Below are 25,671 nucleotides of genomic sequence, written 5' to 3'. Positions count from 1 at the left end.
AAAGCTTGAAAGTTAAAGCATCTTGAGTCAAAGCATCTGGATCGACTGCTGGAGCCGCCGCCATGTCCGCCACCGCCCAGGAGACCCCCGCCGCCGGGCAGGAGCGCATGCCCGCCCTGTACCTCAGTCACGGCGCCCCGCCGCTCGCCGACGACCCCGTCTGGCCCGGCCAGCTCGCCGCCTGGTCCGCCGGCCTGCCCCGGCCGAAGGCGATCCTCATGGTCTCCGCCCACTGGGAGGAGGCCCCGCTCGCGCTGGGCGCGGTGGAGACCGTCCCGCTCGTCTACGACTTCTGGGGCTTCCCCGAGCACTACTACCGGGTGCGGTACGCCGCCCCCGGCGCCCCCGAGCTGGCCGCATCCGTCCGCAAGCTGCTGCGCGCCCCCGGCACCCCGGTCCAGGACATCCCCGACCGCGGTCTCGACCACGGGGCGTACGTCCCCCTGGTGGAGATGTTCCCGGCCGCCGACATCCCCGTCCTGCAGATATCCATGCCCACGCTCGACCCGGTGCGCCTGATGGACATCGGCCGCAAGCTCGCGCCGCTGCGTGACGAGGGTGTGCTGATCGTCGGCTCCGGCTTCTTCACCCACAACCTCGCCGCCCTGCGGTACGCGGGCGGCGGCGTCCCCAGCTGGTCCTCAGAGTTCGACGACTGGGGCCGCAGCGCCCTGGAGACCCGCGACTGGGACGCCCTGCTGGACTTCCTGAACAAGGCCCCGGCCGGCCGTTACGCCCACCCGCGCACCGAACACTTCGCCCCGCTCTTCGTCACCATGGGCGCGGCGGAGGCGGGCGGCGAGCCGGCCGCGCAGAAGTCGGTGATCGACGGCTTCTGGATGGGAATGGCCAAGCGGTCGGTGCAGTTCGGATGAGGCAACGGCCCTCGGCGGGCTGCAGGTCCTTCTCGCTGCAGGTCCGCTACGGGTCCTTTTCGCCACAGGTCCCCTACAGGTCCTTCTCGTACCAGGCCACGTCCCAGTAGCGGCCGAACTTGCGGCCGACCTCGCGGTACGTGCCGACGTACCGGAAGCCGAAGCGGGCGTGGAGCCGCTCGGAGGCCTCGTTGGGCTGGGCGATCCCGGCGTAGGCCCGGTGCACGTCCTCGTCGGCCAGAGCCTTGAACAGGGCCTCGTACAGGAGCGTGCCGATGCCGCGCCGGCCGGTGTCCGGGGCGACGTACACCGAGGTCTCCACCGATGTGACGTACGCGGGTTTCGGCCGGTAAGGGCTGGATGTGGCGTACCCCAGAATCTCCTGAGAGTCCGGGTTCGTGGCAACCATCAGCCGGTGCGGGCCGTCTTCCGGGTGGGAGAGCAGCCAAGGGCGGCGCTCTTCCGGAGTGAAGATCGCGGTGTCGAACGTGATGGCCGTCTCGCGTACATAGTGGTTGTAGATCGCCGTGAGAGCGTCGAGATCTCCCTCGACTCCCGGCCTGACCTGCACCTCTGTACGTTGCGTCGGCATATCGCCTCCCCGTGTGGCGGACAGGGTACTGCATGATCAGAAAAATTGAGGGGCGGGTTGGGAATTCTGTCCGGTTTCCAGTCGTTGTTTCCCACGGATGCAGGGCACCCGGAGAGAGTCACAGAGGACTCGGAAGGAGTCCCAGAGACCTCCCCCGATGCCAAGCGTTCAGCAGGACCACCCGCCAGCCCACCATCGCAAGGGAGCACGCATGGCAACCCGTGCCGTCGCCCGTCGTCAGTCCGCCACCGGCGAGACGGTCGACCGGGCAAGCAGTGTTCGCGCTCATGGCGGCGAGATCGCGGACCGCGACCTGGTCGGCATGTACCTCGACGAGATCGCGCGTACGCCGCTGCTCGACGCCGCAAAGGAGGTCGAGCTGTCCCAGACCATCGAGGCGGGTGTCTTCGCGCAGCAGGTCCTCGACGGTGAGGAGGAGTCCACGTCGGACGCCTCCCGCGAGGAACTCCAGGCGCTGGTCGCCGCCGGCGAGCGGGCCAAGGACGTCTTCATCCGGTCCAACCTCCGCCTGGTCGTGGCGGTGGCCCGGCGCTACCCGCGCAGCGGCCTGCCCCTGCTCGACCTGATCCAGGAGGGCAACGCCGGTCTGGTGCGCGCGGTGGAGAAGTTCGACTACCGCAAGGGCTTCAAGTTCTCGACGTACGCCACCTGGTGGATCCGTCAGGCCATCACCCGCTCCATCGCCGACCAGTCCCGCACCATCCGGCTCCCCGTCCATCTGGTGGAGGAGCTGGGCCGCATCCGGCGCGTGCAGCGCGAGTTCAACCGTGAGCACGGCCGCGACCCGGAGCCCGCGGAGATCGCCGTGGAGCTGGGTGCGACGCCGGAGCGCGTCATCGATGTCCTCGACTGGGCCCGCGACCCGGTCTCGCTCAACATGGCGGTGGACGACCAGGGCGAGACCCAGTTCGGCGACCTGCTGGAGGACACCTCCGCGGTCAGCCCCGAGCAGTCCGTCCTCACCCTCCTGCGCAGCGAGGAACTGGACGACCTGATCGGCCGCCTCGACGAGCGCACGGCCTCCATCATCAAGATGCGCTACGGCATCGAGGACGGCCGCGAGCGCACCCTGACCGAGGTCGGCAAGGAGCACGGCCTGACCCGCGAACGCATCCGCCAGATCGAGAAGCACGCTCTGCTCGAACTGAAGAAGCTGGCCCGCCAGACCGGCTTCGACGCGGCGGCGTAACGGAGTACGGCGTGCCGGTGCCGCTGTGAGAGGGGTGCCCGTGGGGTGAGGCGGAGGCGCGGTGCCGGGGCGCCGCGGTGGGCGGCGTGTGGTGCCTGTGGGCGTACGGTGCCCAGGGGGCGTACGCCGGTGGCGGAAGACGGCGCAAACATGGCGCGGTCCCATCGCTTCAACTCCCGGGCCCGCGGGAACAACCCATGCGGGCCCCATTGGAGCCAGGACCCGGGGCCGCACTCCCCCCGCACCGCATCGCACCGACCGGCCGACCCCAGCGCCCACCCGCACGACTCGAGCCCCCACAGGCCAGGTCCCGACGCACACCCCCCCCGGCGCCGGGACCTTCCCAGCCGGGCTTCGGCACCCATCCCCCCCGGGTGCCGAAGCCCGGCTTTTATGCGTGCCGGCGTGGGGTCCGCCGCTCTGTGGTCTGCCTGTAGGTGCAACTTCGCGACCGTGTGCGTTGGTTGAGGGGCGCGCCTGGCAACTGGCCGGGGCGAGCTGGACGTTCCTTTCCGGACGTTGCTGTCCGGGCTGTCCGGGCGTTCCTATCCGGCCATGCGGCACATCATGGAACGACGGTCCACCCCGTACCTGAACCCCGGGGTGGACCGTCGGATGGCAGATTCTGCCACATGGGCATAGCCTGCCGAGATGAGCACCACCCCCGGCACCACCGGCACGACCTCCAGCAACGCCCACCAGCCGCTTTCCGCCTCCGCGCCGCTCTCGCTGACCGAGCGGCGGAAGGCCGAGACCCGGACGGAGATCGCCCGGGCGGCGGCCGCCCTGTTCGTCCGGCAGGGTCTGCGGGCGACCCGCGCCGAGGACATCGCACAGGCCGCGGGCATCGCACCGCGCACCTTCTACCGCTACTTCGCCACCAAGGAGGAAGCGGTCGCCCCGCTCTACGCGGCAGGTGCCCAGCGCTGGGCGGAAGCGGTCCGCTCGGCCCCCGCCCACCTCGACGTCCCCGAGGCCCTGGAGCACGCCGTACGGCACACCCTCACCCCCGGGGCCGGTGTCTCGGCAGCGTCCTGGGAATGGGTCCGCACCCTGATCCGCCTGGCCGACGACAGTCCCGCCCTGCGCAAGGTCTGGGCAGAGGTGTGCCAGGCGTCGGAGCGGACCCTGGCCGAGATCCTCGCGAACCGGATCACCGCAACCGGCGCCGGGCGCGAAGGAGTCGGACGTCCCGGAAACGGTCGGGCCGACGCAGCCGGAGAGCGGCGCGGCAACGGTGTCCCGGGGCCCACGCCCCCCGCACCGGCCACCCCCGACCTCCGCTTCGCCGCGGCCGTCGCCGGCGCCGCCGTCCGCGTGGCGGTGGAGTCCTGGGCCACCACCTCCGCCCCGCCCACCGGCCCGGAAGGTCCCGCGGTCCTGGCCCTGCGCAACCTCGCATCCCTGCGCGGCTTCGGGTGGGGCGACGGGGCGGGCCGGGCCGTCACCGAAGGGCTCCCTCCTCGGGAACATCCGCGCCGGCCCGACTGAGTCGCCCGCCCAACTCCCGTACTTGCTCCAGCAGTTCACTCGGCTCCCGCACCGTGAACTCGCACCCCGCCATCGCCAGTCGCACCGCCAGCCACTCCAGCGGATCCCCGCAGGTGCCCCGCAGCACACACCCGCCCTCACCGTCGTCCTCCGGCATCCCGAGCCGCGCCGGCAAGCGCGCGGAGACCCGCTCCGCCGGCGCGGCGAACCGCACCGCGAACTCGTATATCTCCTGCCGCCGCTGGATGGACTGCCGCAGGTACTCCGCCGCGCTGCCGGTCGGCAACTCCCGTGGCGCGAAGCGGACTCCGGTCGCGAACGGCTGGCTCACCCGGTCCACCCGGAAGGTCCGCCAGTCGCCGCGGTCGAGGTCGTAGGCGACGAGATACCACCGCCGCCCGGTCGACACCAGCCGGTGCGGCTCGGTCAGCCGTCGTGACTCGCTGCCGTCCCGGTCGCGGTAGGCGAACCGCAGCCGCTCGTGCCCCGCCACCGTCGAGGCCATCACGGTCAGCGTCTCCGGCGCGATGGTCGGCCCGTCCCCGCTGGTCAGCGGTGTCGTCGCGGCCTGGAGCGTGGACACCCGGTGGCGCAGCCGGGCCGGCAGCACCTGCTCCAGCTTGGCCAGCGCCCGCACGGACGCCTCGTCCACGCCCTCCACCGCGTGTCCGGCCCCGGCCCGCAGCCCCACCGCGATCGCCACCGCCTCCTCGTCGTCCAGCACCAGCGGCGGCAGAGCCTTGCCGGCGACCAGCCGGTATCCGCCGTCCGCGCCCCTGGCGGCCTGCACCGGATAGCCCAGCTCCCGCAACCGGTCGATGTCCCGCCGCACGGTACGCCGGGAGACCCCGAGCCGCTCGGCCAGCTCACCGCCGGGCCACTCGCGCGGCGTCTGGAGGAGCGACAGGAGCTGCAGCAGCCGTGCCGGTGTGTCCGTCGTCATGCTTTCGAGCATGCCCCACCACTAGGACATGATCTGACCTAATGGGGTCCTAGCTTGAGGGCATGACCTCCACGGAACAGACCCTCAGTGCGCACCGGGCATCCGGTGACCGCCGCCGCTGGTTCGCGCTGGCGATCGTCATGACCGCAGCCTTCATGGACCTGGTGGACGTGACGATCGTCAACATCGCCATCCCCTCCATCGAGCGGGACTCCGGCGCCACCGTCAGCCAGATCCAGTGGATAACGGCCGGCTACGCCCTGGCCTTCGCCGCAGGCCTGATCACCGGCGGACGTCTCGGCGACATCCACGGCCGCAAGCGGCTGTTCCTGATCGGTATCGGCGGCTTCACCCTCGCCTCCGCCCTGTGCGGCTTCGCCGCGAACCCGGAGATGCTGGTCGCCTCCCGCATCCTGCAGGGCGGTATGGCGGCGATGATGGTGCCGCAGGTGCTGTCGATCGTGCACGCCACCTTCCCCGCCCACGAACGCGGCAAGGTGTTCGGCCTGTTCGGCGCGATCGTCGGCCTCGGCGCGGTCTCCGGACCGCTGCTCGGCGCGCTCCTGACGGAGTGGAACCTCTTCGGGCTCGAATGGCGCCCCATCTTCCTCATCAACCTCCCCGTCGGCGTCCTCGCCCTGCTGCTCGGACGCCGCTTCATCGCCGAATCGAAGGCCCCCAAGGCGCTGAAGCTGGACCTCGTCGGTGTCGCCCTGGTCTCGCTGGGCCTGCTGATGCTGCTCTACCCGCTCACCCGCGGCCGCGAGCTGGGCTGGCCGCTGTGGGGGTACCTCTGCATGGCCGGCGCGCTCGTCGTCTTCGCGGTGCTGGTGTCGTACGAAAAACGGAAGGCGGCCAGGGACGGTTCCCCGCTCGTCGAACTGTCCCTCTTCCGGGTGAAGAGCTTCGCCGCGGGCATCGCCGTACAGACCGTCTTCGGGGTCGCGCTCGGCATCTTCTTCCTGGTCTGGACGCTGTACATGCAGATCGGCCTGGGCTGGAGCCCGCTGCGGGCCGGGCTGACCGGCGTGCCGTTCTCCCTCGCGGTGTCCACGGCGGCCGGGATGTCGGTGCAGAAGCTGGTCCCGAGGTTCGGGCGGAAGGTGCTCCAGGCGGGCGCGCTGGTCATGGCCGCGGGCGTCCTGCTCTACCTGTGGGAGGCGCACCGGTTCGGCCTCGCCATCGCCTCCTGGCAGATGGCCCTGCCGCTTCTCGTGATGGGCGCCGGGATGGGGCTGATCGTCGCCCCGCTGACCGACGCGGTGCTCTCGGAGGTGCCGCGCGAGCACGCCGGATCCGCGTCCGGGCTGATCAACACGGTGCAGCAGATGGGCAACGCGCTCGGCCTGGGGCTCGTGTCGGTGGTGTTCTTCGGCGAGATCGGCGACCGGCTGGCCGCGGCCCAGGTCGGCCCGGCCTTCGTGCACGCCTTCCAGCACGCGCTGTGGTGGGTCGCCGGGATCATGGGCGCGATCTTCCTGCTGATGTCCGCCCTGCCCAAGCGGCCCGCACAGCATGCGGAGGGAGCCGGGGCGGAGGCGCCGGCGCGCGAGCCGGAGCTGGTGCACTGAGTCGTGCCCGACGAGGGCCCGGCACCTGCGGGTGCCGGGCCCATCGCATGCCCCTCTGTGCTTGCTCCTCTGTGCCCCTCTGCCGTGCTCCTCTGTCTGGCCGGACGCCCGGTCATGTCCGATTGAGGCCCGAACCTGTTTACTTTCCGGAAATCCAGGCGTAGCCTCACGACTGAAACCACACGTTCGGGCATGAGTCAGAAGTGAACGGACATCGAGTCGGAGGCGAGCGGACATGTACGCACCGGAACGGCAGCAGGAGATCCTCCGGCTCGCTCGTGACGGCGGCCGGGTGGACGTGCTGTCGCTCGCCGAGGAGTTCCAGGTCACCGCGGAAACGATCCGCCGCGATCTGAAGGCCCTCGACCGCGCCGGCCTCGTCCGCCGGGTGCACGGCGGTGCCATCCCGGTCGGCCGCCTGGACTTCGAACCGGACCTCGCCGAGCGCGAGTCCACCGCCGCCGACGAGAAGGACCGCATCGCCAAGGCCGCCGTCGCCGAACTGCCGACCGAGGGCACGATGATCCTCGACGCCGGTACGACGGTCGCCCGGGTCGCCGCCGCGATTCCGCTGGAGTCCTCCCTCACCGTCGTCACGCACAGCCTGCCGATCGCCGCCCGCCTCGCCGACCACCCGGGCATCCAGCTCCATCTGGTCGGGGGGCGCGTACGGCACCGTACGCGCGCCGCCGTGGACGCCTGGGCGCTCCGCGCGTACGGCGAGATCCGCGCCGACGTGCTGTTCGTGGCGGCGAACGGCTTCTCCGCCGAGCACGGCCTGACCACGCCCGACCTCGCCGAGGCCGCGGTCAAGCGGGCCGCGGTCGCCGCCGCCCGGCGCGTGGTGCTGCTGGCCGACTCCTCCAAGCACGGCCAGGAGCACTTCGCCCGCTTCGGCGACCTGGGCGACGTGGACCTGCTGATCACCGACAGCGGGCTGAGCCCGGAAGACGCCGCCGCCATCGAGCGCGGCGGCACGGAAGTAGTGCGCGCATGATCCTCACCGTCACCCCCAACCCCTCCCTCGACCGCACCTACGAGGTCCAGGCCCTCAAGCGCGGCGAGGTCATCCGCGCCGAGACGGAGCGCATGGACCCCGGCGGCAAGGGCGTGAACGTCTCGCGCGCCGTCGCGGCCGCCGGCCGGCGCACGGTCGCCGTCCTGCCCCTCGGTGGTGCGCCGGGGGCGCTCATCGCCGAGCTGCTCGACGCGCAGGGCATCGAGGTCGCGCCGGTTCCGATCGCCGGAGCCACCCGCTCGAACATCGCGCTCGCGGAGTCCGACGCGGTGCTCACGAAGATCAACGCGCCGGGGCCCGAGCTGTCGGAGGCCGAACAGGAACTCCTCCTGGACACCGTGCGCCGGCAGTCCCGCGACGCCGACTGGATCGCATGCTGCGGCAGCCTGCCCCGGGGGCTCGCGCCCTCGTGGTACGCCGACGTGGTCACACGGGCGCACGCCGGGGGCGCGCGCATCGCACTGGACACTTCGGGGCGTGCGCTGCTGGAAGCGCTGCGCGCGCGGCCCGACGTGGTGAAGCCCAACGCCGAGGAGCTCGCGGAAGCCGTGGGGCGCCCCCTGGCGACCGTGGGCGACGCGCTCAAGGCGGCCGAGGAGGTGCGCGGCATGGGCGCGGGCGCCGTGCTCGCCAGCCTGGGTGCGGACGGGCAGCTCCTCGTGGAGGACGCGGGCGCCTGGTTCGCCACCGCCCGCGTGGACACCGTGCGCAGCAACGTCGGTGCCGGCGACTCCTCGCTCGCCGGCTTCCTGATCGCCGGCGGCAGCGGCCCCGAGGCCCTCGCCTCCGCCGTCGCCCACGGCGCCGCCGCCGTCCAGCTCCCCGGCAGCGTCATGCCGACCCCCGCCGACGTGGACCCGTCGGCGGTCACCGTCACGGCCGAGATCCCCCTCGACCGCGAACTGACGGAGCCGGTGTCATGAACACCCTCGCGCTCCGCGGCACCCGCGCTGACACCCGTCGGCCGGGCGCACACACCGCGTCCGCGTACACCGCCGCGTCTGCGCACCTCGCGCTCCGCGGCACCCGCGCTGACACCCGTCTGCCGGGCGCGCACCTCGCGCTCCGCGGCACCCGCGCTGACACCCGTCTGCCGGGCGCGCACCTCGCGCTCCGCGGCACCTGCCCCGACACCCGTCGGCCGGGCGCACACACCGCGTCCGCGTACACCGCGTCCGCGTACACCGCGTCCGCGTACACCGCGTCCGCGTACACCGCGTCCGCGTACACCGCGTCCGCGTACACCGCGTCTGCGCACCTCGCGTCCGGGCACCTCGCGCTCCGCGGCACCCGCGCTGACACCCGTCTGCCGGGCGCCCACCTCGCGTCCGCGTACACCGTGTGCGCACACCTCGCGTCCGCGTACACCGCCTCCGCGCACCCCGCGTCCGCACCCCAGGACGCGTCCGCCCGGCCTGTCTCGGAGCGGCAGGGTTCCCCTTTGGCCCGGGCTGCCCCCGGGCCGGACGGCCGGCCCAGCCGCCGACGTGCCGCCCTGGGGAGGCGGGGTCTCCCCGGCCCCGTCTCCCGAACGGCCTCATCCCCCCACCGCACCCCCGTCCCCCTTTCCGCCCACCCCTCTCCCCGGGCGATACGCGTGCATAGGAGCCCGCGATGAGCGACATGATCACCGCGGACCTGGTCGACCTCGACCTGTCCGCCGACACCAAGGAAGCGGCGGCGCGCGCCCTCGCCGAGCGCATGGTGGCCCAGGGCCGGGTGACCGACCTGGAGGGCTTCCTCGCCGACGTGGCCGCCCGCGAGGCCCAGATGCCCACCGGCCTCGACGGCGGGATCGGCATCCCGCACTGCCGCAGCGCTCACGTCACCGAGCCGACCCTCGCCTTCGGCCGCAGCGCCGCCGGCATCGACTTCGGCGCCGCGGACGGCCCGGCCGACCTGATCTTCCTGATCGCGGCCCCGGCCGGCGCCGACGACGCCCACCTCACGATCCTCTCCTCACTGGCCCGTCAGCTGATGAACACCGAGTTCACCTCGGCGCTGCGCGCGGTGACCGGCGCGGCGACGGCGGCGGCGCTGATCCGCGGGGACGAGACGCCGAGCACGGCGCAGGCGCCGGCGGCGCCTTCCGAGGAGGGCGCGCGCGCTGCAGCCGGCGCTGCTGTGGGCGCCGTGGGCGCTGCGGGCGCCGGCGCATCCGAAGACTCCGCTGCGGCGTCGGTGGCGGCCTCCGCCGGCGCCGCGGCGGACACCACGGCGCAGGCGCCGGGCGCGGCCGCCCCGGCGCCGGAGACCTCCGCGGGCGCCGGCTCCGCCGCTGACTCGGCCGGGCGCCCCTTCCGTATCGTCGCCGTCACCTCCTGCCCGACCGGCATCGCGCACACCTACATGGCCGCCGAGTCCCTGGAGAACGCGGGCCGTGAGGCGGGCGTCGAACTCGTCGTCGAGACACAGGGCTCGGCCGGCTTCACCCGGCTGGATCCGGCGGTGATCGCGGCGGCGGACGCCGTGATCTTCGCGCACGACGTCGCCGTACGCGACAAGGACCGCTTCGCCGGCAAGCCGACCGTCGACGTCGGAGTGAAGGCGGGCATCAACCGCCCCGCCGAACTCATCACGGAGGTGCTCGCGAAGGCGGCGCGCGGCGAGACGAGCGCGTCGGCGCCCGCACCGGGCGGTACCCCGGTAGAGCGCGCGGGCGACTCCACCGAGGGCTACGGCACCAAGCTCCGCAGGTGGCTGATGAGCGGTGTGAGCTACATGGTGCCGTTCGTCGCCGCTGGCGGCCTGCTCATCGCCGTGGGCTTCGCGATCGGCGGCTGGCAGGTCAACAAGGCACCGTCGGTCATGGACCACTTCGTGTGGACGCAGACCGACAGCTGGGGCGCGCTGCTCTTCCAGATCGGCGGCGTGGCCTTCAAGTTCCTCGTCCCGGTCCTGGCCGGCTACATCGCGTACGGCATGGCCGACCGCCCCGGCCTCGTCCCCGGCTTCGTCGGCGGCGCGATCGCCCTCGACATCAATGCGGGCTTCCTCGGCGGTCTCGCGGCCGGTCTCATCGCCGGCGGCGTCGTGATGGCCATCCAGAAGGTGAGGATCCCGGCGCCCGTGCGCGGCATCATGCCGGTCGTGGTGATCCCGCTGATCTCCTCGGCGATCGTCGGATTCCTGATGCTCGTCGTCATCGGCAAGCCCATCGCCAGCGCCCAGAAGGGCCTCACCGACTGGCTGAACAGCCTCACCGGCACCAACGCGATCCTGCTCGGCGCCCTGCTCGGCCTGATGATGTGCTTCGACCTGGGCGGTCCGGTCAACAAGGTCGCCTACACCTTCGCCACCGCCGGTATCGCGGTCTCCAACCCCAGTGACTCCGCGATGAAGATCATGGCCGCGGTGATGGCGGCCGGCATGGTCCCGCCGCTGGCGATGGCGCTGGCCACCACCGTGCGCGGCAGGCTGTTCACGCAGACCGAGCGCGAGAACGGCAAGGCCGCCTGGGTGCTGGGCGCCTCCTTCATCTCCGAGGGCGCGATCCCGTTCGCGGCGGCCGACCCGCTGCGCGTGATCCCCTCGTCGATGGTCGGCGGCGCGCTCACCGGAGCCCTGTCGATGGTCTTCGGCGCCACCCTGCGCGCCCCGCACGGCGGCATCTTCGTGGTCCCGCTGATCGGCAACCCCTTCCTGTACCTCGTCGCCATCGCGGTCGGCGTCTGCGCCACCACGGCCCTGGTCGTCCTCCTCAAGGGCATGCGCAAGCAGGCCCCGGAGACCACGGCCAGCGACCCCGCCGCGAACGCGGCCGCCCCGGCGAAGGAGACCAAGCAGCCCGTGGCGGCCTGACCGGCGCACGCCCCCGCCACGCCTTGTCCCTTTAGTTCGCTGTGAGTTGTTCACGGCACATGCGAGATACGTCACGGTCCGGGGCCGAAGTCCCGGACCGTGGTGTGTACTGGCGTGCATGCCCGAGCATCTCTCGACCCTCCAGCTGGCCGGCGCGGCCGTCCTCACCCTGGCCGGCGTGGCCTGGGCGATCGTCGTCGTACGCCTGTTGCGCCGCTTCCGCGCGGCGGCCCTGCGAGAGGTCCCGGCTGCCCGTCGTCTCACGTTCCTGCCGCCCCAGCCCAAGGCCGGCCCGGCGCTGGAGAAGGTGGAACTGACCCCCGCGGAAAAGGACGCCTTCGCCGGGCTGATACGGCGACTCGGCGATCACTGACCGCGGAAGCGCGGTCACCCGCCCCGGGGCACGCGCGCTATCCCTGTCGCGCCGCGCGCCGCTCCATGGCGTCCCGCGCCGCGTCCTCCGACAGGTAGACCTCGCACATGTGCCGCCCGTCCGGCGTCGCCGTGTGCTCCACCTCCCACAGGGAGACCACACTGCCGTCCGGCAGCAGGAACGCGTGCTCGTACAGCGCGTAGCTCAGTCCCGCGCGCCCGGCGCGCCCCGGGCGCCCGAACGCCTGGGTGATCTCGTGCGCCGTCGCCGTCGCCAGCAGCGCCGCCGTCTCCCCGTCGGGCCGGTCCGGGTTCTCCGCGCGGCGCAGAAGCCGGCGCGCGTGGTCCGCCGAGTCGTCGGAGGCGAACACGTGCCGGGGCTGCGGGATCGCCCACAGCCGCATCAGCGCGGGCAGATCGAACTCCGGCGTCTCCGGCGGCATCCCGAGCCGCGCCGTCGCCGCCTGCAGCTCCTCCTCGTCGACGTACACCTCGCTCTCCGGGGCGCTGTCCGGCGTGGGGTTGTGCACGAGTTCCCACAGCGTGACCGCGGAGCCGTCGGCGAGCAGCCAGGTGTGCCGGTACGTCTCCCGGTGCCGCCCCGCGCTGTGGTGCGCGGAGTGCAGCGAACTGTCGTGCGCCAGCGCGCAGTCGAGCTGCCGTATCACTTCGTCAGGCAGCTCGAAGGAGTTCAGGGCACGGCCGAGGAGCCGCTCGAGATGCTCCTCAGGAGACTCGGGCGACTCGGCTGGTTCGTACGCTGCCGTCTCGTACGGAACGCTCAAGGCTTCTCCCGGCGTTGCTGCATGTCACCTTGTGGGTGCATACCGTAGCCCCTCGGTCGGACATCATGTCCGGGAACCGAGAAAACGTACGGCGGGAAAACGTGCGGGCCGCGCGAGAAGTTTCCGCGCGGCCCCACATGGCGTCAAAAACCGCCGCTCAGACGGCACTTCCGGCGATCCAGGCGCTCCATGACATGTTCCAGCCGTTGAGCCCGTTGTCCGGGGAGACCGTCGTGTCCGGGGAGTTCTTCACGACGACGACGTCCCCGATGAGCGAGTTGTCGTAGAACCACTTGGCGGGCGTGGCGCCCTGCGCGCCCTGCGCGTCGGCCAGGCCGACGCAGCCGTGGCTGGTGCCCTCGCGGCCGAAGGGCGGGTTGCCCCTGTCGTACCAGTAGTTGCCGTGGATGAAGGTGCCGGAGTCCGTCAGGCGCATCGCATGCGGCACGTCCGGGATGTCGTACTCGCCGCCGAGGCCGACCGTCCGGCTGTCCATACGGGTCTGGGCGAACTTCTCGGAGATCACCATCTGCCCGTTGTAGGTGGTGTGCTGCGGGCTTCCGGTGGAGATCGGAATCGTCCTGATCGTCCTGCCGTCCCGGACCACGGTCATGGTCTGGGTGCCGGCGTCGACCGTGGAGACCTGCGACCGCCCGATGGTGAAGGCGACGGTCTTCCTCTGCACCCCGTAGACGCCGTTCGCGCCCCGGACCCCGTCCAGGTCGATCTTCATGGTGACCGTGGAGCCGGCCTTCCAGTACTCCCGCGGCCGGAAGTCCAGCCGCCGGTCGCCGAACCAGTGCCCGACCACCTGCTGACCGCTGCCGGAGTCGACCGTGATGTGCGACTGCACGGCCTTCTTGTCGGTGATCGACTTGTCGAACGTGAACGACACCGGCATGCCCGCCCCGACCGTGGTGCCGTTGTCCGGCGTGTAGGTGCCGATGAAGCTGTTCGCCGACGTCACGGTGGTGAAGATGGAGTTGGCCGCCGCGGTCCGCCCGCCGGCGTCCTTCGCGGTCGCGTCGATCTCGTACTTCGTCCCGCGTTCCAGCCGCTGCTTCGGCTTCCAGCTGCTGCCGTCCGCCGATATCGCCCCGGCCACGGACCGGCCCGTCCCCGACACGGTCATCTTCACGGCGGTCAGCTTTCCGCCGCTGACCTTCACACCGGTCGCGTTGATGGACGCGCCGGTCGAACCGTCCTCGGCCGAGATCGCGATCTTCGCCGTGGACGTCTTGGCGGAGTTCTTGCCGCCCTTGCCGTCGTCGGTGGCGTTGGCGCTGCCACCGCAAGCTGTCAGGGCGAGGCTGCCGACCACCAGGGCGGCACAGGCCCCCAGTACGCGCCGCGCTGCAATGTCCGGCGTTGTCACGGGCTGCTCCAGGTTCGTGTGATGTGCGTGATCCGTTCCAGTGCGCGAAGAAAGAGGGCACTGGCGCCCGGGAAGGTTCCCTCCGGCTCCCGTTGACGCGATCACGTGACAGAACCGCGACAATTCAGACCTCGCGGGCGACGGACCAGTGCGAGTGCGGGGCGCGCCGCCGCCGCGCACCACCCCTACTGCGCTCCGTACAACTCCCGGTACGACGGCCACACTCCGCCCGGCCCGTCGACCGACTCCGCGGCGCGTACACCCCGCACGATCGCGCGCGTCACGACATCGGCGCCGGCGGCGAGGATGTCGTTCAGTCCCCTCGGGTGCTCGGCAAGAGCGTGGGCGCCGGTCGCCAGCGCGAACACCGTGTCGCCGTCGTGCATGAGGTGCACCGGCCGTACGGCGCGTGCGATCCCGTCGTGCGCCGTGCCCGCCAGCTTCTGCGCCTGTGCCTTGGACAGGTTCGCGTCGGTCGCGACCACGGCCAACGTCGTGTTGAGCGGGGGCGGCGCGTTCCTGGCGGCTGTTTCGTCGAGGCGCCGGCGCGCGGCCTCGTGCACGCGCCCCTCGGGATACTCCACCCGCCCCTGACACAACTCCCCGTACAACGCCCCCGTCTGCGGCTCGATCACCGACCCTGCGGCATTCACGACCACCAGCGCGGCCACGGTGATCCCCGAGTCGAGCACCGTGCTCGCGGTGCCCACCCCGCCCTTGATCCGCCCCGCCACGGCACCTGTTCCGGCCCCGACACACCCCTGCGCGACCGGTGCGCCCGGCGCGCTCGCCGCCGCATCCTCCACCGCCGCCCGTCCTGTCGCCGCGTCCGGCCGCGCGCGGAAGTTCCCTCCGCGCCCCAGGTCGAAGACGCACGCGGCGGGCACGACCGGCACGACGTGCGCCGGGTCCGCCCCCACCCGCACTCCCCGCCGCCGCTCCTCCAGCCAGGCCATCACACCGGACGCCGCGTCGAGCCCGTACGCGCTGCCACCGGTCAGCACGACCGCATCGACCCGCTGCACCACGTTGCGCGGATCGAGCGCGTCGGTCTCCTTGGTACCGGGGCCGCCGCCGCGCACGTCCACGGCGGCGACCGCACCGCCCTCCGGAGCGAGTACGACCGTGGTGCCGGTGAGCCGGCCGTCCCCGGTGCGGGTGGCGTGCCCCACCCGCACCCCGGCGACGTCCGTGATTGCGTCGACTGTCATGGCGGCCAGTCTTCCCCGTCCCGGCGCCTCGGGGGACTCAGCCGGCCGCAGCGGTGGCCCGCGCCGCGCGCTCCCGGCTGACCACGCGCGCCGACAGCATCACCCCGACCGCCACCGCGCCCGAGCACACCAGCCCCGTCGCGAGCACCGCCCAGTCGCCCAGGAAGGTGCAGCAGATCACCAGCAGCGCCGCGACCGGCAGCACCAGTTGCTGGGCGACGCCGACCTTGAAGTACCGCGAGTGGAGGGCCCAGACGGCGAGCAGATACAGCGCCGTGGGCAGTGTCAGGGCCGCCGACGCGGACAGCGTGGAGATGTGGGTCTTGCCGACCGCGTGTTCCACGGCCACCTCCAGGCCCGCGCCGATCGCCGCGGCCGAGGAGAAGATCAGGTAGTGGCCGTAACCCCACAGGAACGCCTGGCCGTGGGCGCGGAGGTGGCCGTGGATGGGCACCACGAAGTAGATCCACCACGCGGAGAAGACGATCAGGAGCCCGCCGCGATCGGCAGCAGCTCGCCCAGGGCGTTGTGCTCGTCGAAGGCCCCCTTCACGGCTGCGGTCGCCGCGGCGATCGTCTCGCCGAGCACGATGATGGTGAACAGGCCGTACCGCTCGGCGATGTGGTGCGGATGCCAGGAGGTCCCGTGGTCCTTCTCGGCGAACAGCGGCACGCACATCTCCGCGACCGCCATCACCAGGAACACCCAGGGCCTTGCGTGCTGGGGCAGCAGCAGCAACCCGAGCCAGCCCACCTGGCACAACAGCACGCCGCACGCGTACCGCAACGCCACGGTTCTCTCGGCACCCTCGGCCGATCTCGCGGCTCTCAGCCACTGCGTGGCCATCGCCAGCCGCATGATCACGTAACCGAGCCAGACCACCAGGTAGTCGTGCTGCTGGAAGGCCCGGGAGATGCCGGCCGCCAGCACCAGGACGCCGGCGATCTGCACCAGGGTGACGACCCGGTAGAGCGCGTCGTCGTTGTCGTACGCCGAGGCGAACCAGGTGAAGTTCATCCAGGCCCACCAGATGGCGAAGAACTGCATGGCGTAGTCGAGGATTCCGTCGCCCGCGTGCCCCGCGGCGACGGTGTGCACCAGTTGCGCGCCGGCCTGCGCGATCGCCACGACGAAGCACAGGTCGAAGAAGAGCTCCAGCGGTGAGGAGACCCGGTGCGCCTCGTCACGCCCGCGCGCGACGAGCCGTCGCAGGGGGCCGGAGGAGTGGGGCGCGCCCGAGGAGGCGGGCGCCGGAGCGGAACTCGACGTCATGCCCCTCAGCACAGCAGAAAAGCGGCCGGGAGGCCCCGTGAAGGCATCAGGCCGACAGCGAACGCCTTCACGAGCGGCTCCCACCGAGGCTGCCGGACGCGCACGGGCGCGTGGAGGGGGACCGTACCCTGGAGACATGAGCACCGCCCCCGCCTCCGAGCCCCGCGATCCGAAGCCCGCGCTGGTCTTCGACGACCCGTTGGACCAGCAGACCTCGGACGACACCGACCGCGGGTGGGGCGAGCGCGCGGACGGTGACAGCGCGGCCGACCTCAAGCGCTTCCTCGACGAGAAGCCGCCCCACCACCTCTGAGCGGTCCGCAGCGGCGCCGCTAGGGCTCGTCGTGTCCCGAGCCGCGCTGCGCGACCAGCGCGTCGCGGATCTCCTTGAGCACCTCCAGCTCGGTGACCTCGATGACCTCCTTGGTGCCCTCCCGCGCCGCCTTGCGGGCCGCCTGCCGCGCCAGGTACTTGGACATCGGCAGGATCATCATGAAGTACACGACCGCCGCCGTGATCACGAACGTCATCGTGGCGCCGAGGACAGAGCCCCACAGGATCGGCACACCGCTCTTGACCGAGCCGTCCGGGCCCACCGCACACGGGTCCTTCAGACAGAAGCTGTAGTGATCCAGGTTCTGCGTGCCGATCGCTCCCACCAGCGGGTTGATGACCCCCTTGACCACCGAGTTCACGATGTTCGTGAAGGCCGCGCCGATGACCACCGCGACTGCCAGATCGACGACGTTGCCGCGCATCAGGAAGGCCTTGAAGCCATGCCAGACGCTCGGTTCCTTCTTCGCGCTCACCTAGGGGACTCTCCTCGCCTGCGCAGGGTGTGGAACGAAACGCTCCGCAACCTACGACACGGTGCTGCCATCGTGTCCAGTCCCGTCGTTCGATCGAGCGACTTGACAGCAAACCGTCAAGACAGCGTCCGAGCCGGTTCGGCACCGCGTCGATCAGTACGTCGATCAGCACAGCGTCACCGCCAGGCGCGCCGTGGCGCTCGCGCCGACGAGCCGGGCCGCCGTGCCACGCGGCACCGCCAGCACGACCAGCGCCCCGCTCTCGGCCCGGTCCTGCAGCGGCTCGGGCACCTCGGTCACCCGCACGCCGCGCGCGAGCACGCGTGCGACGCCCCCGGCCGACGGATCCCCGGCGGCGATGACGTCGACACGGTCGCCGGGCCGCAGGAGCCGGACGGTGGCCGCGTCGGCGATCCGCACGGGCGCCGTCACCACGTCCACGGCCGCGGGCCGGCGGACGGGCACCGTGACCGGGTGCCGCCGGGCCTGTTCCGCACGATGCGGTTCGGCCCCCGTGCGCGGTCCCGCGGCGACGAGCGCGGCCGCGGTCACCGCCAGGCCGGCCGCGACGGCCCGCCCGCGGTGCCGTGCGAGCCGCTGCAGCCGATACCGCCCGCCGCGCACGCGCACCGGCGCGAACTGCGGGACGTCACAGGTCGCCGGGGCGTCCGTGCCCAGTGGACGCGGGAGCCGGATCGAGGACGGATGGGGGAACGGGTTCGGGGACGAAGAGGACCAGGGCATGGGGATCACCGCCTGCGACGAGGAATTCGGCTTGCGAGGCCACGATGAGGCTTCGCGCCGAATCCCGCCGGAGCCGGTGGATCACGGAGCGATTGTGGACAACTCGCCCACCCGAACGGGGAATTCCGGCCGGTTGTCCACAGGATTGCCGAGCGCTATGGCAGCTCGAAGCCCGGATCCATGCCGCCGAGCGCGTTCACGCACAGACAGTCCCGTGCCCCGGTCTCCGGCAGCGCCGCCACCGCGTCGAACAGCACACCGCGCAGCCGGTCCACATTGGCCGCGAACACCCGCAGCACCTCCTCGTGCGAGACGCCCTCACCGGTCTCGGCGCCCGCGTCGAGGTCCGTGACCAGGGTCAGCGACGTGTAACACAGCTGAAGTTCCCGGGCGAGCGCCGCTTCCGGGTGGCCTGTCATGCCCACGACCGACCAGCCCTGCGCCCGGTGCCACAACGATTCGGCACGCGTCGAGAAGCGCGGCCCCTCGACCACGACCAGCGTGCCGCCGTCCACCGGCTCCCAGTCCCGCCCCCGGGCGGCCTTCAGGGCGGCAGCGCGTCCGGTGGGGCAGTAGGGGTCGGCCATGGAGACGTGCACGACGTTCTGCACGGTGCCGTCGGGCAGCGGCAACCCGTCGAAGTACGACTGCGCCCTCGACTTCGTACGGTCCACGAACTGGTCCGGCACGAGCAGGGTGCCGGGGCCGTACTCGGGCTGCAGCCCGCCCACCGCGCAGGGGCCGAGAACCTGCCGGACGCCGGCGGAGCGCAGCGCCCACAGGTTGGCGCGGTAGTTGATGCGATGCGGCGGCAGGTGGTGGCCGCGGCCGTGCCGGGGCAGGAAGGCGACCCGCCGGCCGGCGATCTCGCCGAGGAAGAGGGAGTCACTGGGCGGCCCGTAGGGGGTGTCCACCTGGACCTCGGTCACGTCGTCGAGGAACGAGTAGAAGCCCGAGCCACCGATTACGCCGATCTCTGCGTTCGCCATGACCAGCACACTAGCGGGCGGTGAAACCGTGGGGGAGCGCCGCCTGGAAGCGCCGAAGACCCTGCCGTCGTACGACGGCAGGGTCCGGGGAAGAGAAGGTCAGGCCGCGGAGCTGCTGGCGGAGCTCGACGAGGACGGCTTCGAGTCGGACGAGGACGAGCCGGACGACTTGGTGTCGGACGACGACGTGCTCGACGACTTCGACGCCGGGCTGCTGCTCGATGTGGACCCGCGGGAGTCGTTGCGGTAGAAGCCGGAGCCCTTGAACACGATGCCGACCGCGGAGAACACCTTCTTCAGGCGGCCCTTGCAGTTGGGGCACTCGGTCAGGGCGTCGTCGGTGAACTTCTGCACCGCCTCGAGGCCCTCGCCGCACTCGGTGCACTGGTACTGGTAGGTCGGCACTGTCTTCCTCCTGGCACTCTTACTCAATGAGTGCTAACGACGGTCCATACTGACGTATTCCGGGGGATCAGTCCACCGCCACCGGCACGCGGTGACCGACGCCACGTGCGACGGTACGGTTCTGCGACCGCCCGACCAGCCGCGACCGAAGTGCCAGCAGGGTCGCCAGCGCGAGCACCGTGCCGGCCATCGGCACCAGGAATCCCGCGCCGTCCCACAGCCGGTCCTCCAGCTGCCCGGCGACCGTGACGGCGGCGGCCTGTCCGAGCGCGACCGCGCCGGTCAGCCAGGTGAAGGCCTCGGTGCGGGCGCCTGCCGGGACCAGGCCCTCGACCAGCGTGTAGCCGGTGATCAGCGCCGGTGCGATGCACATGCCGACCAGCAGGCCTAGTCCGGCGAGCAGCAGCACCGAGTGCGCCGTCCACAGGGCGGACGCGACGATCGCGAGCGCCGTGTAGCCGACGACCAGGCGGTGCTGGGGGGCGGTCTTCCAGGCGATCGCGCCGCAGACGACGCCGGACAGCATGTTGCCGGCGGCGAAGACGCCGTACAGGACGCCGTTCAGGCCGGGCTCCCCGATCGACTCGGTGAAGGCCGCCAGGGCCACCTGCATGCCGCCGAATACGGATCCGATGCCCAGGAAGGTCACGACCAGCACGCGCACGCCGGGTACGCGCAGCGCGGAGGCGTGCTGTACGCGCGCGTGCCCGCTCTCGGCGGTCACGGGCGGCTGCGTGCCCTTCTGCGCGGCGAACAGCAGACCGCCGACGAGGGTCAGCGCGCCCTCCGTGACCAGGCCGGCCGCCGGTGTCACCGCGGTGCACAGCGCGGTCGCCAGCAGCGGCCCGAAGACGAAGGTGAGCTCGTCCGTGACCGACTCGAACGCCGCCGCCGTGGTCATCAGGGGCGAACCGTGCAGCTTCACGCCCCAGCGCGCACGCACCATGGGGCCGACCTGCGGCACCGAGGCGCCGGTCGGGACGGCCGCCAGGAACAGCGTCCACAGCGGCGCGTGCGCCAGCGCGAGCGCCGTCAGCGACAGGCCGGACAGGGTGTGCACCAGGACGCCGGGGATCAGCACGGCGCGCTGGCCGTAGCGGTCGGCGAGGCGCCCGCTGTACGGCGCGAACAGCGCCATGGAGACACCGGTGGCGGCCGCTGCGGCGCCCGCGGCGCCGTACGAGCCGGTGGTGTGCTGCACGAGCAGCACGATGGAGATGGTGAGCATCGCGAACGGCTGGCGCGCCGCGAAGCCGGGGAGCAGGAAGGTCCAGGCGCCGCGGGTGCGCAGCAGCTGTCCGTATCCCGGGTGGGACGAGACCGGCGAGGTCTTCTCCGGTTCGACGGTGGTGACCGTGGATCCCACGGCCCGTGCCTTTCTGCCGCCTGGTAGCGCGGGCCTGGTGTGGCCCGGGTGCCGAGAGCTGTCCTCTTGCGCGGACTGCGGTAGATGCCGGCGCCCACTGCGGGTGGGGGGACCCGGCCGCCATACGGTCGCGCCAGCTCTGCGTCAGGCAGAGTTGGTTCGATCAGGGTGCGCCTTCATGCTACAGGGGCCACCGCGTCCAACAGCTGTGAAAACGAGCACCACGGATGAGGCCACCTGGGATTTCACGGGAAGGGAGCGTGAACCGCAGGGAACGCGCCGTCAATGCGAGCTGCCCGCGCCGTTCATGCCGAGCCAGCCCGCCAGCTTGCCGCCGTGGGCGACCGCGCGCAGGCGGCGCTCCGCCGCGTCACGGACCGGGTCGGTGGCCACGACGAGCAACTCGTCGCCCCGGCGCAGCACGGTCGTGGGCAGCGGAACGAACGATTTTCCTTCGCGGACGACGAGGGTGACGCCGGCGCCGGAGGGCAGGCGCAGCTCGTTGACCTCCACGCCGTGCATGCGGGAGCCCTCGGGGATCGTGACGGACAGCAGGTGTCCGCGCAGCCGCTCCAGCGGCGCCGACTCGATGCCGAGGTCGGCGGCCTCGCCCTGCTCGCCCAGCCGCAGTGTGCGTGCCAGCCAGGGCAGCGTCGGCCCCTGGACGAGGGTGTAGACCACGACCAGCACGAAGACGATGTTGAAGATGCGGCGGCTGCCGGTGACGCCGTTCACCATCGGGATGGTCGCCAGGATGATGGGCACGGCGCCGCGCAGTCCCGCCCACGACATCAGGGTCTGCTCCTGCCACGGCACGCGGAACGGCGCCAGGCTGAGCACCACGCTCAGCGGACGGGCCACCATGGTGAGGATCAGCCCGATGACCAGCGCCGGCACGACGTCGTCGCCCAGTTCGTGCGGGGTGACCAGCAGGCCGAGCACGACGAACATGCCGATCTGGGCGATCCAGCCGAGCCCCTCGGCGAAGCCGCGCGTGGCCGGCCAGTGCGGGAGTTTCGCGTTGCCGAGCATCATCGCGGCCAGATAGACCGCCAGGAAGCCGCTGCCGTGCGCCAGGGCGCCGGCGGCGTAGGCGGTCACGGCGATCGCCATGACCGCGATCGGGTAGAGGCCGGAGGCCGGCAGGGCCACGTGCTTGAGCGCCCAGGAGCCGAACCAGCCCACCGCGAGCCCTATGGCCGCGCCGATCGCCAGTTCCAGAGCGATCTCTCCGAGCAGGACGTACCAGTGCTCGACCGGGCCGGCCGTGCAGAAGGCGACGACCAGGATGACCACCGGGGCGTCGTTGAAGCCGGACTCCGCCTCCAGCGTGCCCGTCACGCGCGCGGGGAGGGGAACCCTGCGCAGCACCGAGAAGACCGCCGCCGCGTCCGTCGACGACACCACCGCGCCGATGATGAGCGCCTGCCGCCACTCCAGCCCGACCAGATAGTGCGCGCCCGCCGCGGTGACGCCCACGCTGACGGCGACTCCGAACGTCGCCAGGACGGAGGCGGACGACAGGACCGGCCTGACCTCTTTCCACTTCGTGCCGAGACCGCCCTCCGCGAGGATCACGACCAGGGCCGCATATCCCATGACCTGGGTCACCGCGGCGCTGTTGAAGTGGATCTCGCCGATGCCGTCCTGGCCCATGAGGACGCCGATCCCCAGGTAGACGAGCAGGCTGGGGAGCCCGCTGCGGGAGGAGATCCGGACGGCCGCGACGGCGACGAGGAGGACCACGGAGCAGACGAGCAGAAGCTGGTTGAGGTGGTGAACAGTCAGCGGCGGTTCCCTTCCTTGGCCCGCGCGCCGGGGGCGCGAGCTGGCGTGCACAAGACCCGAGGCTGCGGCGCACCGCACCCAAGTACTTCGTTACCTTACCTAAGTCTTGACGCTTTCTTGACGCTTGCCGGGAGAAGATCGAACGCTCGTGCGCGCTGGTTCCCGGCTCCGCGTCAAGCGGGACAGGGCCCTGCGCCTATGGTTGCTCCAGCGCTCATTCAAAGTCACAGCCCGACCTGCCGCTCGCGTTAGGACAGCAAGGACAGCGATGCCCCCCAACACCACCGCCACAACGGGTGCCGCCACCACCACCGGTGCCGCGCCCGCCAAGTCCGGCAGGAAGAAGGGGCGCAAAGCCCGGCTGATGGTGCTGGTCCTGGTACTGGCCATCATCGGGGGCATCGCCTACGGCGCGTACTGGTCGATCAGCACCGTCCGCGCCTCCTTCCCGCAGACCAAGGGCACGATCACGCTCCAGGGCCTGTCGGGGCCGGTCGACGTCAAGCGGGACGGCAACGGCATCCCGCAGATCTACGCGTCCTCCGACACGGACCTGTTCATGGCGCAGGGCTATGTCCAGGCGCAGGACCGGTTCTACGAGATGGACGTGCGCCGGCACATGACCTCCGGGCGCCTGTCGGAGATGTTCGGCAAGAGTCAGGTCAAGAACGACGAGTTCCTGCGCACCCTCGGCTGGGACCGGGTCGCCCGGCAGGAGTACGACACCAAGCTGTCGGCCGCCTCGAAGACGTACCTCCAGGCGTACGCCAAGGGCGTCAACGCCTATCTGCAGGGCAAGGACGGCAAGGACATCTCCCTGGAGTACGCCGCCCTGGGCTTCACCAACGACTACAAGCCGCAGCAGTGGACCCCGGTCGACTCGATCTCCTGGCTGAAGGCGATGGCCTGGGACCTGCGCGGCAACATGCAGGACGAGATCGACCGCGCCCTGATGACCAGCCGGCTCGGCCCGCAGCAGATCCAGGACCTGTACCCGGAGTACCCGTACGGCCGGAACAAGCCGATCGTGCAGGAGGGCCAGTACAACGAGGCGACCAGGTCCTTCCAGCAGAGCGGCGCCACAGGCGCCTCTGCGGGCTCCACGGGCACGACCGGCTCCTCCACCTCGGCCACGTCGGGATCGTCGCTCACGAGCCAGCTGGCGGGCCTCTACAACGTCCTGGACGACGTTCCGACCGCCGTCGGAGTGAACGGCCAGGGCATCGGCTCCAACTCCTGGGTGGTGTCCGGGAAGTACACCATCACCGGCAAGCCGCTGCTCGCCAACGACCCGCACCTGTCGGCGTCGCTGCCGTCGGTCTGGTACCAGATGGGCCTGCACTGCCGCACCGTCTCCACCAGGTGCCAGTACGACGTGACCGGCTACACCTTTGCCGGCATGCCCGGTGTGATCATCGGCCACAACGCGAACATCGCCTGGGGCATGACCAACTCCGGGGTCGACGTCACCGACCTCTACCTGGAGAAGGTGAGCGCGAACGGCTACCTGTACGACGGCAAGGTCCGGCCTTTCAAGACCCGCCAGGAGACCATCAAGGTCGCCGGCGGCTCGGCCAAGACGATCGTCGTGCGCCAGACCCAGGACGGGATGCCGCTGCTGTCCGACCGTGACGACGAACTCGTCCAGGTCGGCAAGCGGGCCACGGTCAACACCGCGGCCCCCGACCGCGGCGACGGCTACGGCATCGCCCTGAGGTGGACCGCGCTGGACCCGGGCACCTCCATGGACGCCGTGTTCGCCCTCGACAAGGCGGCGAACTGGAGCGACTTCCGCCAGGCCGCCGCCCTGTTCGACGTGCCGTCGCAGAACCTGGTATACGCCGACACCGACAACCACATCGGCTACACGCTGCCCGGCAGGATCCCCACGCGGTCGGCCGTGGACGACGGCTCGATCCCCGCGCCGGGCTGGGACTCGAAGTACCGCTGGACCGGCTTCATCAAGCACGACGAGCTGCCCTACGAGTACAACCCCAAGCGCGGCTACATCGTCACCGCCAACCAGGCCGTGGTCGACAAGGACAAGTACCCGTACACCCTCACCACCGACTGGGGCTACGGCGCCCGCAGCCAGCGCATCACCGACCTGATCGAGTCCAAGATCAAGGACGGCGGCAAGATCTCGACCGACGACATGCGGCAGATGCAGCTGGACAACAGCAGCGAGATCGCCAAGCTCCTGGTGCCCAAGCTGCTGAAGATCAACCTCGACGACAAGAACGTCCGCGACGCGCAGAAGCTGCTGGAGGGCTGGGACTACACCCAGGAGTCCGACTCCGCGGCGGCCGCCTACTTCAACGCGGTCTGGCGCAACATCCTCAAGCTCGCCTTCGGCAACAAGCTCCCCAAGGAGCTGCGCGTCCAGGGACAGTGCCTGTGGGTCGACAAGATCGACAGCACCGGCCCGGTGGACGACGACACCAAGGTGCGCGAGTGCGGCGATCGCGACGCCGACCAGGCGCAGCCGGACGGCGGCGACCGCTGGTTCGAGGTCGTGCGCACCCTGATGGACAAGCCGGACAGCGACTGGTGGAAGACGCCCAGGTCGGGCACCCGGCCCGCGGCGAACAACATGGACCAGCTCTTCGCCCGGGCCATGATCGACGCCCGCTGGGAGCTGACCGCCAAGCTCGGCAAGGACATCGACACCTGGAGCTGGGGCCGGCTGCACCGCCTGTTCCTGAAGAACCAGACGCTCGGCACCGACGGCCCCGAGGCGCTGCAGTACATCCTCAACCGCGGCCCCTGGAAGCTCAGCGGCGGCGAGGCCACGGTGAACGCGACCGGCTGGAACGCCGCCGGCGGCTACGGCGTGGTCTGGGTGCCGTCCATGCGGATGGTCGTCAACCTGGCCGACTTCGACAAGTCCAAGTGGATCAACCTGACCGGCGCCTCCGGGCACGCCTTCAGCGCGCACTACACGGACCAGACGAGCCTGTGGGCCAAGGGCGAACTGCTGCCCTGGTCGTTCTCGGACAAGGCGGTCGACAACAGCACGAGCGACACACTGGTCCTCAAGCCGTGACCGACTGA

21 protein-coding genes and 1 pseudogene are annotated in these 25,671 nt (G+C 71.3%); 10 read left to right on the top strand and 12 right to left on the bottom strand.

Annotated elements, in window-relative coordinates; genetic code table 11:
* Positions 1–62: 62 nt before the first annotated feature.
* Entirely contained in the window at positions 63–875 is an 813-nt protein-coding gene (locus SRB17_RS29535; protein ID WP_153543209.1) for a dioxygenase, read from the top strand.
* A 73-nt stretch (positions 876–948) separates the two neighbouring features.
* On the opposite strand, the gene SRB17_RS29530 is transcribed toward SRB17_RS29535, so the two are convergent.
* The gene (locus SRB17_RS29530) at positions 949–1,467 is read right to left on the bottom strand and encodes a GNAT family N-acetyltransferase (RefSeq protein ID WP_153543208.1); all 519 of its coding nucleotides are present in this window, start codon (positions 1,465–1,467) and stop codon (positions 949–951) included.
* 211 nt (positions 1,468–1,678) lie between these two features.
* Here SRB17_RS29530 and SRB17_RS29525 point away from each other — a divergent pair, with 211 nt between their 5' ends.
* Together SRB17_RS29525 and SRB17_RS29520 are read left to right on the top strand one after the other, a co-directional pair.
* A complete protein-coding gene (locus SRB17_RS29525) occupies positions 1,679–2,677 on the top strand; it encodes a sigma-70 family RNA polymerase sigma factor (RefSeq protein ID WP_153543207.1) in 999 nt (332 codons plus the stop codon).
* A gap of 651 nt (positions 2,678–3,328) precedes the next feature.
* The gene (locus SRB17_RS29520) at positions 3,329–4,168 is read left to right on the top strand and encodes a TetR/AcrR family transcriptional regulator (protein ID WP_153543206.1); all 840 of its coding nucleotides are present in this window, start codon (positions 3,329–3,331) and stop codon (positions 4,166–4,168) included.
* On the opposite strand, the gene SRB17_RS29515 is transcribed toward SRB17_RS29520, so the two are convergent.
* Positions 4,122–5,111 carry a helix-turn-helix transcriptional regulator gene (locus tag SRB17_RS29515; RefSeq protein WP_194294175.1) on the bottom strand — a complete coding sequence of 330 codons (990 nt, stop codon included), beginning with the start codon at positions 5,109–5,111 and terminating at the stop codon, positions 4,122–4,124. The two genes, SRB17_RS29520 and SRB17_RS29515, sit on opposite strands and share 47 nt — an antisense overlap.
* A 62-nt stretch (positions 5,112–5,173) precedes the next feature.
* Between SRB17_RS29515 and SRB17_RS29510 the strand changes: the two genes are divergently transcribed.
* The 5 genes from SRB17_RS29510 (at position 5,174) to SRB17_RS29490 (ending at position 11,874) form a co-directional block, all read left to right on the top strand.
* Positions 5,174–6,682, top strand: a complete 1,509-nt coding sequence (locus SRB17_RS29510; RefSeq protein WP_153543204.1) for an MFS transporter — start codon at positions 5,174–5,176, stop codon at positions 6,680–6,682.
* A 235-nt stretch (positions 6,683–6,917) separates the two neighbouring features.
* A complete protein-coding gene (locus SRB17_RS29505; RefSeq protein ID WP_153543203.1) occupies positions 6,918–7,679 on the top strand; it encodes a DeoR/GlpR family DNA-binding transcription regulator in 762 nt (253 codons plus the stop codon).
* Positions 7,676–8,623 (top strand): 1-phosphofructokinase, encoded by a 948-nt coding sequence (pfkB, locus tag SRB17_RS29500; protein ID WP_153543202.1) that lies wholly within the window; start codon positions 7,676–7,678, stop codon positions 8,621–8,623. The genes SRB17_RS29505 and pfkB overlap by 4 nt, the downstream gene beginning before the upstream one ends.
* 691 nt (positions 8,624–9,314) lie before the next feature.
* On the top strand, positions 9,315–11,501 hold the full coding sequence (locus tag SRB17_RS29495; RefSeq protein ID WP_153543201.1) for a PTS fructose transporter subunit IIABC: 2,187 nt from the start codon (positions 9,315–9,317) through the stop codon (positions 11,499–11,501).
* Between the two features lie 118 nt (positions 11,502–11,619).
* The gene (locus SRB17_RS29490) at positions 11,620–11,874 is read left to right on the top strand and encodes a hypothetical protein (protein WP_153543200.1); all 255 of its coding nucleotides are present in this window, start codon (positions 11,620–11,622) and stop codon (positions 11,872–11,874) included.
* Between the two features lie 37 nt (positions 11,875–11,911).
* On the opposite strand, the gene SRB17_RS29485 is transcribed toward SRB17_RS29490, so the two are convergent.
* The 4 genes and pseudogenes from SRB17_RS29485 to SRB17_RS29470 all read right to left on the bottom strand — a co-directional run bounded on the left by SRB17_RS29485 (position 11,912) and on the right by SRB17_RS29470 (position 16,516).
* A complete protein-coding gene (locus tag SRB17_RS29485) occupies positions 11,912–12,658 on the bottom strand; it encodes a DUF6227 family protein (protein WP_153543199.1) in 747 nt (248 codons plus the stop codon).
* 157 nt (positions 12,659–12,815) lie between these two features.
* A complete protein-coding gene (locus SRB17_RS29480) occupies positions 12,816–14,033 on the bottom strand; it encodes a L,D-transpeptidase (RefSeq protein WP_323376409.1) in 1,218 nt (405 codons plus the stop codon).
* A gap of 185 nt (positions 14,034–14,218) precedes the next feature.
* Complete coding sequence (locus SRB17_RS29475; protein ID WP_153543198.1) at positions 14,219–15,244, bottom strand: P1 family peptidase; 1,026 nt, start codon at positions 15,242–15,244, stop codon at positions 14,219–14,221.
* Between the two features lie 37 nt (positions 15,245–15,281).
* A pseudogene (locus SRB17_RS29470) lies at positions 15,282–16,516 on the bottom strand (low temperature requirement protein A).
* A 136-nt stretch (positions 16,517–16,652) separates the two neighbouring features.
* Here SRB17_RS29470 and SRB17_RS45545 point away from each other — a divergent pair.
* Complete coding sequence (locus tag SRB17_RS45545) at positions 16,653–16,829, top strand: hypothetical protein (protein ID WP_194294174.1); 177 nt, start codon at positions 16,653–16,655, stop codon at positions 16,827–16,829.
* A 19-nt stretch (positions 16,830–16,848) separates the two neighbouring features.
* Here SRB17_RS45545 and mscL read toward each other — a convergent pair whose 3' ends face one another.
* The 6 genes from mscL to SRB17_RS29440 all read right to left on the bottom strand — a co-directional run bounded on the left by mscL (position 16,849) and on the right by SRB17_RS29440 (position 22,668).
* On the bottom strand, positions 16,849–17,325 hold the full coding sequence (gene mscL, locus SRB17_RS29465) for a large conductance mechanosensitive channel protein MscL (RefSeq protein ID WP_323376408.1): 477 nt from the start codon (positions 17,323–17,325) through the stop codon (positions 16,849–16,851).
* A 165-nt stretch (positions 17,326–17,490) separates the two neighbouring features.
* Entirely contained in the window at positions 17,491–18,069 is a 579-nt protein-coding gene (locus SRB17_RS29460) for a hypothetical protein (protein WP_153543197.1), read from the bottom strand.
* Positions 18,070–18,224: 155 nt separating this feature from the next.
* Entirely contained in the window at positions 18,225–19,058 is an 834-nt protein-coding gene (locus SRB17_RS29455; protein WP_153543196.1) for an S-methyl-5'-thioadenosine phosphorylase, read from the bottom strand.
* 99 nt (positions 19,059–19,157) lie between these two features.
* A complete protein-coding gene (locus tag SRB17_RS29450) occupies positions 19,158–19,463 on the bottom strand; it encodes an FmdB family zinc ribbon protein (protein WP_323376407.1) in 306 nt (101 codons plus the stop codon).
* 67 nt (positions 19,464–19,530) lie between these two features.
* Positions 19,531–20,829 carry an MFS transporter gene (locus tag SRB17_RS29445; RefSeq protein WP_323376406.1) on the bottom strand — a complete coding sequence of 433 codons (1,299 nt, stop codon included), beginning with the start codon at positions 20,827–20,829 and terminating at the stop codon, positions 19,531–19,533.
* Positions 20,830–21,111: 282 nt separating this feature from the next.
* On the bottom strand, positions 21,112–22,668 hold the full coding sequence (locus SRB17_RS29440; protein WP_323376405.1) for a potassium/proton antiporter: 1,557 nt from the start codon (positions 22,666–22,668) through the stop codon (positions 21,112–21,114).
* A gap of 217 nt (positions 22,669–22,885) precedes the next feature.
* On the opposite strand from SRB17_RS29440, the gene SRB17_RS29435 reads away from it, so the two are divergent.
* Positions 22,886–25,663: a penicillin acylase family protein gene (locus SRB17_RS29435; RefSeq protein WP_153543194.1), complete on the top strand. Its 2,778-nt coding sequence runs from the start codon at positions 22,886–22,888 to the stop codon at positions 25,661–25,663.
* The last annotated feature ends 8 nt before the right edge of the window (positions 25,664–25,671 follow it).

The organism is Streptomyces sp. RB17, from assembly GCF_009604455.1.
GTDB lineage: Bacteria > Actinomycetota > Actinomycetes > Streptomycetales > Streptomycetaceae > Streptomyces.
The sequence above is the reverse complement of the archived record's forward strand: the minus strand, read 5'-3'. Positions and strand labels throughout refer to the sequence as shown.

What these genes read in the sequence shown, in the direction of transcription:
- SRB17_RS29535 (WP_153543209.1), top strand. Translation starts at nt 63, where the DNA reads ATGTCCGCCACCGCCCAGGAGACCCCCGCCGCCGGGCAGGAGCGCATG.
- SRB17_RS29530 (WP_153543208.1), bottom strand. Translation starts at nt 1,467, where the DNA reads ATGCCGACGCAACGTACAGAGGTGCAGGTCAGGCCGGGAGTCGAGGGA.
- SRB17_RS29525 (WP_153543207.1), top strand. Translation starts at nt 1,679, where the DNA reads ATGGCAACCCGTGCCGTCGCCCGTCGTCAGTCCGCCACCGGCGAGACG.
- SRB17_RS29520 (WP_153543206.1), top strand. Translation starts at nt 3,329, where the DNA reads ATGAGCACCACCCCCGGCACCACCGGCACGACCTCCAGCAACGCCCAC.
- SRB17_RS29515 (WP_194294175.1), bottom strand. Translation starts at nt 5,111, where the DNA reads ATGACGACGGACACACCGGCACGGCTGCTGCAGCTCCTGTCGCTCCTC.
- SRB17_RS29510 (WP_153543204.1), top strand. Translation starts at nt 5,174, where the DNA reads ATGACCTCCACGGAACAGACCCTCAGTGCGCACCGGGCATCCGGTGAC.
- SRB17_RS29505 (WP_153543203.1), top strand. Translation starts at nt 6,918, where the DNA reads ATGTACGCACCGGAACGGCAGCAGGAGATCCTCCGGCTCGCTCGTGAC.
- pfkB (WP_153543202.1), top strand. Translation starts at nt 7,676, where the DNA reads ATGATCCTCACCGTCACCCCCAACCCCTCCCTCGACCGCACCTACGAG.
- SRB17_RS29495 (WP_153543201.1), top strand. Translation starts at nt 9,315, where the DNA reads ATGAGCGACATGATCACCGCGGACCTGGTCGACCTCGACCTGTCCGCC.
- SRB17_RS29490 (WP_153543200.1), top strand. Translation starts at nt 11,620, where the DNA reads ATGCCCGAGCATCTCTCGACCCTCCAGCTGGCCGGCGCGGCCGTCCTC.
- SRB17_RS29475 (WP_153543198.1), bottom strand. Translation starts at nt 15,244, where the DNA reads ATGACAGTCGACGCAATCACGGACGTCGCCGGGGTGCGGGTGGGGCAC.
- SRB17_RS45545 (WP_194294174.1), top strand. Translation starts at nt 16,653, where the DNA reads ATGAGCACCGCCCCCGCCTCCGAGCCCCGCGATCCGAAGCCCGCGCTG.
- SRB17_RS29460 (WP_153543197.1), bottom strand. Translation starts at nt 18,069, where the DNA reads ATGCCCTGGTCCTCTTCGTCCCCGAACCCGTTCCCCCATCCGTCCTCG.
- SRB17_RS29455 (WP_153543196.1), bottom strand. Translation starts at nt 19,058, where the DNA reads ATGGCGAACGCAGAGATCGGCGTAATCGGTGGCTCGGGCTTCTACTCG.
- SRB17_RS29435 (WP_153543194.1), top strand. Translation starts at nt 22,886, where the DNA reads ATGCCCCCCAACACCACCGCCACAACGGGTGCCGCCACCACCACCGGT.